This window comes from Candidatus Synechococcus spongiarum SH4, assembly GCF_000586015.1.
GTDB lineage: Bacteria > Cyanobacteriota > Cyanobacteriia > PCC-6307 > Cyanobiaceae > Synechococcus_B > Synechococcus_B spongiarum_F.
Map to the genome: position 1 here is coordinate 1 of NZ_JENA01000228.1, position 2,627 is coordinate 2,627.

The 2,627-nt window shown below is 58.1% G+C and carries 4 protein-coding genes and 1 pseudogene; 3 read left to right on the forward strand and 2 right to left on the reverse strand.

The genetic code is table 11. The annotated features are described in order from the left end of the window. A partial coding sequence (locus BG35_RS0108890) for a bifunctional ornithine acetyltransferase/N-acetylglutamate synthase (RefSeq protein ID WP_025782541.1) occupies positions 1-549 on the reverse strand: 549 nt, incomplete at its 3' end. A 606-nt stretch (positions 550-1,155) separates the two neighbouring features. Between BG35_RS0108890 and BG35_RS12865 the strand changes: the two genes are divergently transcribed. The 3 genes and pseudogenes from BG35_RS12865 to BG35_RS12250 form a co-directional block, all read left to right on the forward strand. Next, complete coding sequence (locus BG35_RS12865; RefSeq protein ID WP_152535258.1) at positions 1,156-1,395, forward strand: hypothetical protein; 240 nt, start codon at positions 1,156-1,158, stop codon at positions 1,393-1,395. A gap of 123 nt (positions 1,396-1,518) precedes the next feature. Then, positions 1,519-2,103: a hypothetical protein gene (locus tag BG35_RS0108895; protein ID WP_152535259.1), complete on the forward strand. Its 585-nt coding sequence runs from the start codon at positions 1,519-1,521 to the stop codon at positions 2,101-2,103. Next, positions 2,052-2,240: pseudogene (locus tag BG35_RS12250) on the forward strand (response regulator transcription factor); the annotation flags it as partial. The gene BG35_RS0108895 and the pseudogene BG35_RS12250, both read left to right, overlap by 52 nt. Here BG35_RS12250 and BG35_RS11185 read toward each other — a convergent pair. Further along, on the reverse strand, positions 2,237-2,557 hold the full coding sequence (locus BG35_RS11185) for a DUF6165 family protein (protein WP_051506233.1): 321 nt from the start codon (positions 2,555-2,557) through the stop codon (positions 2,237-2,239). The pseudogene BG35_RS12250 and the gene BG35_RS11185 sit on opposite strands and share 4 nt — an antisense overlap. Between the last annotated feature and the right edge of the window lie 70 nt (positions 2,558-2,627).

Here is a 2,627-nt window from a genome sequence, read left to right on the forward strand (position 1 = left end):
GGCCATCCCCCCCAGGCGCACCATGCGATCCCCGATTTGCGCCTCCAGGGCATATTGCTTGCTCACCAGGTCGGTGGTGAGAATGGCCTCGGCAGCAGCGCCGGCGGCCTGCTCCGTTGCCGCCAACTCTGCGCTCAGAGCAGCCTGTCCCGCCAGCAAACGATCCATGGGCAGGGGCTGGCCAATGACGCCGGTGGAACAGATCTGAACCTGCTCCGGGGGCAACCCCAACCGCTGGGCCAGGTCAGCGGTGATGCGCTCGCTCTGGGCCCGGGCCAGACCACCGGAGCAGGCGTTGGCCTGACCGGCATTGACCACCACGGCCCGGGCCTGCCCCCCGGTGTACCGGAGCCGCTCGGCGCACAGGTCCACACAGGCCGCCCGCACCTGATTGCGGGTAAAGACCCCGGCACAGCTTGCCCCCGGCGGCGCCGCCACCATTGCCAGATCCCTGGCCCCTGAAGGTTTCAAGCCCACAGCCACGCCACTGGCCCGAAAACCCGCAGGAGCCGTGACGCCTCCCGCAATGGGAGACCAGGTATTGCTCATGGCAAAGCAGCTAGGGAGTGGGATAAGGATACCCCAGTTTTGGCAAAGGGGAGCAGCGGGAAACTGTCCTTGTGTCGGCTTGGGGTTGTGGAAAGCCTGACGGGGAGAGAGGAGAGGGGAAGCGCCCCGACGTGGTCCGTTGTTGAAGCTGTGCCGCCTTTGCGGTGTGGGGCGAGAGCTTTCAACATCAGGCAGCGCCTTGATTCATCTCCTTCCCCATAGGGATGCCGTGATTTCTGTGGTATAATTAACAGAGAGCATATCTTCCAATAGACACCTGTCAAAGTCGTGTAGATGAAGACGGCAATTTTTCGTGGCGCCCTAACGTCTCTTCTCCGCATGTCTGTTCTCCCTAAACCGGGTCTTTCTGTCTCGATCCCGTCACTGGCGGCGGCTCTACTTCTATTCTCTCCCAGTGCTCATTCTCAGACTCAGAGCGTCTGTCATAGGCGCGGTGGATGGGTTGGCTTCCCGTCTATTAACAAAGACTGGATTAACATGGGACCACCGATTGGAAGCTTACGCATACCTGATCAATATTGTATGCTTCCATTTTAAGGGATCACTTCATTAAATTCAAATGATTTTAATGGCGTCTCTGGAACCATGGTGCTGATTGACCTAGCTAATAATGATCTGACCAGCTTGCCGGAAGATATATTCAATAGACTTTCTAGTTTGAAGATAGTTAAAATTTACGGCAATTATTTGTCTTGCCATCCGAGACTACCATCAGGAACAAGATTTGACAATTCAGGTATACTACCCTTATCGATATGTGGTGTGCCGCCGGAGGTGAACGTTACTGCTGCTACCGGTGGCGGAGAGGGTGACAGCAGAGGGTGATTACGGGGTCAGCACCGGGGAGCAAACGGTGATTACTCCCCCCAACGGCATCTTCACCCTGACGCTACCCACCACGGACGACACGGTGGACGAGGCGGACGGATCAGTGACCCTCACCATAAATTGGGTGACGGGTACACCGTTGGCTCACTCTCATCGGAGACAGTACCCGTCACGGATGACGACGTGACCACCTATGCCGCTCTAATTGCCGATGTGCGCGCTTATGTGGCGGAGACGGACAACGGCGCGGCGCACGTGGAGCGTTGGCAGCGGGTGTTGAAGGGGTTGGGGGAAACCGATGCGGAGTTTGCCGATCTCACACCGATGACAGCGGTCGAGGCGCAGGTCATGGCGGACACCTACTGGTCGGTGCGTCGGGACCCGGTGGTGACGGCATTGACGGCGTTGAAAGCCGCCCCGCCACCGGCTGTGCAACCGACGGTGAGCATTGCCGGCGGCGCGTCTGTCACGGAGGGAGGAGACGTGAGCTTCACCGTGACAGCCAGCCCCGCCCCTGCTGCGGACCTGCCGGTGACCGTGACAGTATCTGAGACCGGCAGCTTCGCCAGTGGCGGGGAGAGCAGTCTCCTGGGCCAGGGGGGCAGGGGGTTTCAGGCAGGCAAGGAAGCCGTGACGGCGCCCCTCGGCAACAGTTCACGCCCCGGGAGGCCAGTGTGCTCCAGCTTGTGGCGGAGGGGCTCATGAATAAACAAATCGCCAAACAACTGGGCGCCTCCATTCGTAACGTGGAAAAGTACGTGAGTCGTCTATTTGGCAAAACATCCACCTCCAGCCGCACGGAACTGGTACGCTATGCGTTGGAAAGTCACCTGGTGGATTAACAGTAGGATTTTTCTTCCTTGATGGCGGAGCCGTAGTGGTCATTGATGGACCGCTTGATGGCTGCCCGTTGATCATTCTTTTGATAGACGGATCGGGCCAGTTGAATGAACTGTTCTCCAAAGTCCTGACGACCTTCATGGACGCGAATGTCGTCTTCAATGCGCCACAAGGATTGGTTGACATCCTTGAGCTGGTGATAGTGTTCGGGGAGCAGCTTCATTCCTGATTGCTCCAGGACGCCCCGAAGCAGGCGCAGTTCATGGTCAACGTTGCTCTTGCCTTGGCCCTTGAGTCGTTCCGACTTGATTTCCAGAATGGATTACATAGCCTACCGGACACCTGGGAAAAACCGGATGCTTTTCCGTAAGCCGCCTTCTTCACCAGTC